This is a genomic window from Actinomadura sp. B10D3 (assembly GCF_039871695.1).
GTDB lineage: Bacteria > Actinomycetota > Actinomycetes > Streptosporangiales > Streptosporangiaceae > Spirillospora > Spirillospora madurae.
In genome coordinates, this window is record NZ_JBDPLY010000066.1 from 1 (window position 1) to 7,254 (window position 7,254).

Below are 7,254 nucleotides of genomic sequence, written 5' to 3' on the forward strand. Positions count from 1 at the left end.
GCCCGCGACCTCCTCGCCGAACATCAACCAGGACTGTTCACCCTGAACCACAGCGAACACTGAAATTCGCCCCATCACCCAGCACAACACACAGACCAGCCGACCACTCTCAAAACTCCCTCTCAGCCGCAGGCCAGTATGGCGATGCACCGTTGCCACCTTGACCATGATCGAACTGATAAAGATGCGCTCAGACAGTCAACTGACCGGTCGAGCAAGATCCGGAAAATACGCGGATTCTGTTCGCGGTAGCCAAGGAGCACAGCTGACGTCTGTGCAGGTCAACGCGGTAGAGTCGCCAAGATCCGTGACGGGCTGTAAATCCGTCGGCTTAGCCTACCCAGGTTCGAATCCTGGACCCGCCACCCCAGCAGAAACAGCCCCTGACCAGGCATGACCCGGTTAGGGGCTGTTCTCGTCGTGTCCGGCTGTCTCTGATCGTTTGCGGGTGCCTACGGCTGGGCGGGTTGAATACGGGTTGAAGTTCTGACGGTCCTAGGCGGCCTCTTCGGGCGTAAGGGCATTCGCTCGTGCTGTCCGCCAGGCGCCGAGGCAGGTCCGATCGGTCATGATCCCGCCACGCGGCCCGCCAGGTCGCTGGCAGGGAGCAATGACCGGGATGTTGAAGGACCCACTCCCGACGGGAGAGGGTCCCATTTTATAGAGCTCGGATCAGCCAGTACGGCGGCCCGAACTCACGTGATCAGCCGTCCTGAGGCTGGTCTTCCGACCCGCTGCCGCCACCGTCGGTGTCAGCGTCGGTGTCAGCGTCCTCGGGGAGCTCCGTGACCCGCGCAGGGAACGTGAACCCCCCCATCGCGATCATCGTGATCTTCTTTTCAGGCTTCTCAGCCATGAGTCACTCCTCAGTGAGTGGGTTGTTCCGTGGGATATCCACGAGTGAGGGCCTCTTGCCGCTCACATCAGTCACCGTGAGGTCATTTGCGCGAGTGTCAAGGGCTGGGCGAAGGGGAACTTCTGACGGCTCTAGGCGGCCTTGTCGGGACCTCCGGGGGCGTCTTCGTCGCCGCTGGCGGGCTTGCTATTGACTTTGGTCGCCTCCGTGATTCTGCGTTTGGCTTCCTCCTCCTGGCCGGCTACGCACTTGGCGTAGACGGCAGCAGGACGGCGACGCGGTGGCACACTCACTCGGCCACCTGGGCGGGAGGAACACCCGCGCTCAACCAGGTGGACACGGCGGCGTGCCGGAGGGCGTACGGCGTCTCAGCGAGCGGTGAGGCGGCCTCTTCGAGCCTGAGGACATTCGTCCACCTGGACCCGCTACGCGGCTCTGAGTGCGTGAGCCGCGCCTCTCCCCATCCCTCTGGCGGGAGAGAAACGAGGTTGTCACGTCGGAGGTCTACAACCTCCTCGGGGCGAAGCGCGGCGTAGTACATGGGGGTGAAGAACGCGACCATGCGTTCGCCTCGCTTGCCCTGCGGCTTGACGGCGAGGAGGCGCGCGGGTTGTCCGGCGTTCACCAAACACGGGGTGGATGGGTGTTGTGCGGACCAAGGTACGGGTCGAGGTCTCAGCAGCCCCATGGTCAACGGCGAGGCTGCCTCACGTTCGCTCGGGGCCGCCTCTTGGCATTGTGCCGGGAGCAAGGTAGGTCCGTCGCCCTGACTTCGGGCCGTGTCGAGGGGCGGCGGGAAGCGGCTTAAGGGCGTTGTCGTCTGAGATGTCAGCGCGGGCGGTCAGTAGACTCGCAGCAGGTCCCTGTCTTCTGGGGCTGCGGTGGTGGCCCGCCGCCTCCGCTCGCGAGTGGAGTAACCGCGGCGCTCGCCGCCGATGGTCCCTGCCGATGACGTCGTCATCTCGGTAGGAGGACCTATGCCCAGCAGCAATGCTCGTGGCGTTATTTCGATGGTGGTTCGCCTGTCGTCCAACAGCGGCCTGCGTCGCGCGGACGAAACTGAGGCTCCGCGCTGCGGCTGACGATCTTCATCGAGGAGAGCGACACCTGGCACCGCTAATCGCCGTACCACGAGATTGTGCGCCGCGCCCATCATGCCGGGCTGGCCGGCGCCAGCGTGATCCGCGGCATCGAGGGTTACGGCGCCTCCAGCCGCATCCACCACGCGGATCTTGTAGCTGTCGGAGGACCTTCCCCCGGGCAGGAGATGCGGTGAGCGTGCCGACCGTACTGGGGGCGCCCCAGCGTACCCACCGCCTCAAGGTCCGGGGCGGGACTGATGGCTTGTGGGTGGCTGTGTCCGCCGGTCACCGCCGATGGTGCAGCACGGGGTGCCCTTCTGCCGGATGGCCGTCGATGCTCAGCGCACCGCCTCCGGCATCTGTGGCGTGCGCGGTTCGGGTGCGGCGAGTTGGGAGTCCCGAGCCTGAGTCCGCCGAGACCACACACCGGCCAGTTGCGGTGTGAAGATCGACAGCAGCACCAGTGCGACGAAGAATGTGGCGTTGATGATGCCTGCGGCGAAGGTCACCGAGGCCAGAACGATGCCAGGTCCGCCGCGGGCGTTCATGGCCACCGCGAAATCGGTCGACCACGCCCGGCTGTTGCCGGCCAGCCGGGCTCCCGCCCACACGCCGCCGAACTTGATCAGGCAGGCCAGGACGAACAGCCGGGCGAAGAAGGTCACGTCCAGGTTGTGCACGACGTCGAGGCGGAATCCGACGAGCGCGAAGTAGATCGGGACGAAGAAGGCCAGGGAGAATTGCCGCAGCGGGCCGAGCCCCGGTGACGCCGCAGGCGCCGCTGCCGTCGGCGCGTCGCTGGTATCGGTCCTCGCCTCGGCCATGGCGATGCCCGCCAGCAGGGCACCGAAGATCGGGTCGATGCCCAGGCCCATGCAGCACAGGCACAGCGCGAACAGGAACAGCAACCGCAGCGCCACGGGGCTACGCCGCTCCAGCACGCCCAGCGGATGGTGAGTGAGCCAGCGGAACAGCGCCTGGCCCGTAGCGAGGAAGATTGCGAAGAACAGCACGGACGCGGCCACGTAGTAGGCCACGTACCACTCGATCGCCTCGGCCCCGATCAGTGGGGGCAAGCCGTGGGTGGAGTCGGCCTGAACATGGGCGAGGCCGAGGATCACCGCCAGGACCACGTACAGCAGGATGTCCTCGATCACGGCGACGGTGAGGACCGTGCGGGCGAACGGGGTGTCCATGATGCCCAGGTCCATCATGATCCGGGAGATGACGGGGATGCTGGTCACCGCGATCGCCAACCCCAGCACCAGGGAGATCGTGGCGGCCGAGCCGTGCGGCCCGGCCAGCGCGCTGGGGTCGATCACCTGAGCGATGGCCAGGCCTCCGGCGAAGGGGATCACCAGTCCCAGCACGCTCGTGTACGCGACGGTCCGGCGCCCGGTGCCCTGCTCGCCCGGTCGCATCTCCAGCCCCGCCAGGAACACCATCAGGATCGTGCCGAGTTGGTAGATCACGGCCAGCATGTGCCCGTTCGGGGTGCCGGACGGGGCGAGCCAGCCACCGACCGCCGGGGCGACCAGAGCGAGGACGCTGGGGCCGAGGAGGAGTCCTCCGGCGATCTCGCCGATCACCGGGGGCTGGCGCAGCTTGACGAACAGGGCGGCGCCGAGATGGGCGGCCAGTAGGAAGATCGCCAGCACGGTGAGGATCCGGGCTTATTCGCCTACTTCCAGGGACATCGCTTACCTCCTGTGAGGGGCAGGCGCTGTTCACCGCAACGGGGTGAGAGCCGACCAGCACACCCCTGGAAACTACGTTATAGAAGCGTTATTTCACGATCCACGGAAAAGAGCTTGGACGGAATTTGACGGGACTCCCGGTCGGGGCGCTTGAGTGCCACTCGATCAGGACGTGACCGGTTGCGTTTTGTGTTTGTCTGTGGTGCGGTGACGAACCTGGACCTGTTCCGAGGTGACCAGTGCCTCGCTGACCAGTTCGTCGATCTCTGGAAGATATTCGTGGATTCTCTCCTCGGTGTCGACGATGACGATCGTGACCGGCACATCGTTGCCGAGTGAGAAAGCGCGGCCTGTGGATCCGCGCGGAGGCGCCGAAGCCCTCCAGGCCGCGGAACCCGCTCGCCCCGGCCAGTCCCCTCCGGTGCGCCCGGCGCACGATCTCGCAGTACACCGGCCGACGGCGGTCTTGGTCGGTCTGCAGAACAAAGATCGTCAACCGGACGGCCAGATCGTAATCGGTGATTCGCACATCGTCCTCCCCGCTGTCGAAGGGCAGGGACCTTCGACAGGCTCGACGCCGCGATCGACAGCGGGTCCCGCCATCACCGGTCCGGGGTGTCATCGTCTGTTCGGGGCGGGAAGAGCGGTTCAACCGATGTCCGGAGCGTGGTCGTCACGGCCGTGGGTTCCGCTGTTCGGCATCTCTCCCTGACCGGGGGGTGTGCAGTGGATATGGCCTATCACCTGGTCCATAATCCGATCGCCCATGGGTGACAGCAGTAAATCTGCACCGCCGGCTCAAGCGCCTTTCCTGGCGCGATGTGCCACGGGTCGAGGCGAGCCGCGACCTGTGGCCAGGGCCGCGACGAGATCCGCCGCCTGAAGGTCTGCACCGTAGACGGGCTCCCTCCAGGTCGAACGACGCCGCACCCAGGTGACCGGCAAGACCACGATCACCACCGTGTACACCGTCCCCAGCCCTGACCGCCGGACGCGCCAACCTGCCCGACTCACCGTGCACATCCGCGGCCACTGGCAACTGGAGCCCTGCACCACATCCGCGACGTCACCTTCGCCGAGGACGCCTCGCGCATCCGCCGACGGGCCTGGCAGGTGCACCGGCACCGCACTCCGCGCCATGGCCAGTCTTCGTAACCTCGCTATCGCCCTACAGACGAGGCTCGCCGTTCAAATGCGACGACACCTTGACCCGCTGTCCTAACGGAGAACTGGACCCCCACTTGTAGTGTGCACTTAGTGGGGGTCCCTGAAATCCGACGGAATAGACACTATCTACTATCCCCTCTCAGACCAAAAATCCCGGAGGACATTGGCGACGTAGTCGACTTCGCGAGGAGTGCTCTGACCCCAGACGCGACCAGCCGTGTTTAGTACAGCGGTCAGATCGGCAATCATAGACCGTATTGCCTTCGATGGGAGAGTTCCTTCCCTGATCTTCTTGAAGACACGGGAGGTGTCATTGATCGCCGATTTCACTTGATTGAATTGCAGGTATACCTGCAGGTCGGACTGCCATCCTTCGGTTGACGAAGGCGGCATTTTTTCGAGCCAGTACCGTAGGACGGTCTCTTGCTCTTCCTCGGAGTAGCCCATGTAATGCAGGTGGGTTGCCATCTCGTATACCGGGTCCCCCACCAGGGCCATTTCCCAGTCCACCACGACCGCATGGTTGTCGGGACGTATAATCACGTTCCGACGGTGCAGGTCGTTGTGCAGGAGTTGAAACGGACGGGAAGTGGTTCGCTCAAAGCAAATATGCTCCAGCGGCTCGTCCGGTATACCGAGCAAGCGAAACTCCGGCCGGTTATGTTTTGCCACGTAAGCGGCTAGACGCCGTCCGAAGGCCACCGAATCGCCGTCTGCCGGCCAATCGAGATGCAGCGGCAACTCCTGCCATCGCACTTTGGCCAGTTCACTGAACAGATCGGCTGTCTCCCAGAGTGTGAGTGGCGGCACCGGTCGGTTCGGTGGTGCCACCTCGTGAAGCAACCGCCCCTCGTCGAACATGTGCACAGACCAACCCTCTCCCTCATATACGAGACGGGTTGCTCTGTTGCCGAGATGGGGTTTTATGGCACGCAGCACATCACACTCAGGAATGAGCCGTAGATCCAGCCTATCCGCGTACGCGACAGGAGAGCGAACCAAGAGGTTCCCGACCCGCACGTTCCGGTGGAAGGCTCCGTTGAAGACCCGTGGCTGCGCCTTGGCGACCACATGCAATTGGCGAACGAGTTTCGGGTCACGTTCGAGCAAATTTCTTGCGACATCACTGTCGGCCTCGGTGACGAGGCGTGTGAATTTGTCCACGCACGTACCTCCGTTTTCCTTGAGTCGAACATGTTCCGGCCCTTGCCAGAACATGTTCTACTGTCCGAGGCAACGGAATTACCGCAACCCCAGAAGTGGGTCATAGGTGTCACGATCTCGTAACAGTGGAGTTGCGTGCCATGGCATCGAAGACTTGCTGTGTTGCCAGGAGTTGGTTCGCACGCCCTTACAGGTCTTGAGATGAACTCCAGACTGCGCCTTCGGGGAGCACATGGGAACTTCACCGCAGGCTCATCGCTGAACGCGCGTGGTAAAGCCACACCGCGATCCCGTGTTGGAAAGCGCACTGAGTGCTTTGGCCTGGTCGCTGTCGGCGATCCAGCGCTCGGTATCGAACTCTCGGCCAGTGGTGGGGTCGAGGTAGCCGTCGGCGTTGTCGCCCGCGACGTCGTCCCAGAGCTACAGGTTCGACGGTGGCGAAGTACTGGACGTCATAGCCGACGAACCGGCGCAGGTTCTGCACGAACCGGTCGACCAGCTTGGATAAGTGCAACGCGTCCCGCGCGGCCTGGGTGTAGTCGTAGATGTCCGGGGTCGACCGGCGTTCCATCACTGACGTCGAGGTCACGCACCACGGCATCCCAGAGCCCGACGTCTTCCCGTCCGCCGAATGGCGGCTTTGTCGGGACCTCCGGGGGCGTCTTCGTCGCCGCTGGCGGGTTGCTATTGACTTTGGTCGCCTCCGTGATTCCTACGGCAACTCAAGCTTGGGTGTCTTGGTCAGGTCCCGGCCGCTTCGGCAACGGGGCCGCTTTCGCCGCTCTGGCCGGTGTGAGCCCGATCCAGGCCAGCAGCGGACGGAACGTCCGGCATCGCCTCAACCCCCATGGCGACCAAGCGCTCAACCGTGCCCTGCACCGCATCGCGCTCACATTGGAACGCTGCGACCCGCAGATCAAGGACTACCTGACCCCGCCGCACTCACGAAGGCAAGACCCGCCGCGAAGCGATCCGCCGCCTCAAGCGTTACCTTGCCGCAGATCTACCGCGCTCTGGAGAACGGCTCACCACTCGCCATTCACCCCGCTTGTCAAACATAGAAGCGTCACGCGATGGCCGTCTCACGTCACGACGCCACGCCCTCTGACAGAGATGATGTAGGTGAGCGCCTCCCAGCCGGGCCTGACCCACCCTCTGACTGATACGGCAGCTGTAGATCGTGGCTGTGGGGATGATGCTGCTGGTCGGCGGGGCGCCCGGGATGATCACGATCGGGTGGAGTGCCGGACATGCGAGACGGCCGCCGTGATCGTTGCTTTGTGTGACA

The 7,254-nt window shown here is 64.1% G+C and carries 6 protein-coding genes, 1 tRNA gene and 2 pseudogenes; 2 read left to right on the forward strand and 7 right to left on the reverse strand.

Annotation, left to right across the window (positions count from 1 at the left end; genetic code table 11):
* Positions 1 to 276: 276 nt before the first annotated feature.
* Positions 277 to 365: transfer RNA gene (locus tag ABGB11_RS42100), tRNA-Tyr, on the forward strand.
* A gap of 338 nt (positions 366 to 703) precedes the next feature.
* On the opposite strand, the gene ABGB11_RS42105 is transcribed toward ABGB11_RS42100, so the two are convergent.
* Together ABGB11_RS42105 and ABGB11_RS42110 are read right to left on the reverse strand one after the other, a co-directional pair.
* On the reverse strand, positions 704 to 856 hold the full coding sequence (locus ABGB11_RS42105; protein WP_347641305.1) for a hypothetical protein: 153 nt from the start codon (positions 854 to 856) through the stop codon (positions 704 to 706).
* Positions 857 to 1,145: 289 nt separating this feature from the next.
* Positions 1,146 to 1,418, reverse strand: coding sequence for a hypothetical protein (locus tag ABGB11_RS42110; RefSeq protein WP_347641306.1), 273 nt, complete (start codon positions 1,416 to 1,418; stop codon positions 1,146 to 1,148).
* A gap of 615 nt (positions 1,419 to 2,033) precedes the next feature.
* Between ABGB11_RS42110 and ABGB11_RS42115 the strand changes: the two genes are divergently transcribed.
* On the forward strand, positions 2,034 to 2,132 hold the full coding sequence (locus tag ABGB11_RS42115) for a hypothetical protein (protein WP_347641310.1): 99 nt from the start codon (positions 2,034 to 2,036) through the stop codon (positions 2,130 to 2,132).
* 144 nt (positions 2,133 to 2,276) lie between these two features.
* On the opposite strand, the gene ABGB11_RS42120 is transcribed toward ABGB11_RS42115, so the two are convergent.
* From ABGB11_RS42120 to ABGB11_RS42140, 5 genes and pseudogenes are all read right to left on the reverse strand, one after another.
* A complete protein-coding gene (locus ABGB11_RS42120) occupies positions 2,277 to 3,596 on the reverse strand; it encodes a cation:proton antiporter (protein ID WP_347641307.1) in 1,320 nt (439 codons plus the stop codon).
* 204 nt (positions 3,597 to 3,800) lie between these two features.
* On the reverse strand, positions 3,801 to 3,959 hold the full coding sequence (locus ABGB11_RS42125; RefSeq protein WP_347641308.1) for a DUF190 domain-containing protein: 159 nt from the start codon (positions 3,957 to 3,959) through the stop codon (positions 3,801 to 3,803).
* 64 nt (positions 3,960 to 4,023) lie between these two features.
* Positions 4,024 to 4,257: pseudogene (locus tag ABGB11_RS42130) on the reverse strand (DUF190 domain-containing protein); the annotation flags it as partial.
* A gap of 674 nt (positions 4,258 to 4,931) precedes the next feature.
* Entirely contained in the window at positions 4,932 to 5,966 is a 1,035-nt protein-coding gene (locus tag ABGB11_RS42135) for an aminoglycoside phosphotransferase family protein (RefSeq protein WP_347641309.1), read from the reverse strand.
* Between the two features lie 424 nt (positions 5,967 to 6,390).
* Positions 6,391 to 6,654 (reverse strand): annotated as a pseudogene (locus tag ABGB11_RS42140) (replication initiator); the annotation flags it as partial.
* Positions 6,655 to 7,254: the final 600 nt, after the last annotated feature.

Coding starts and splice junctions, on each gene's coding strand:
- ABGB11_RS42105 (WP_347641305.1), bottom strand. CDS start 856: ATGGCTGAGAAGCCTGAAAAGAAGATCACGATGATCGCGATGGGGGGG.
- ABGB11_RS42110 (WP_347641306.1), bottom strand. CDS start 1,418: ATGGTCGCGTTCTTCACCCCCATGTACTACGCCGCGCTTCGCCCCGAG.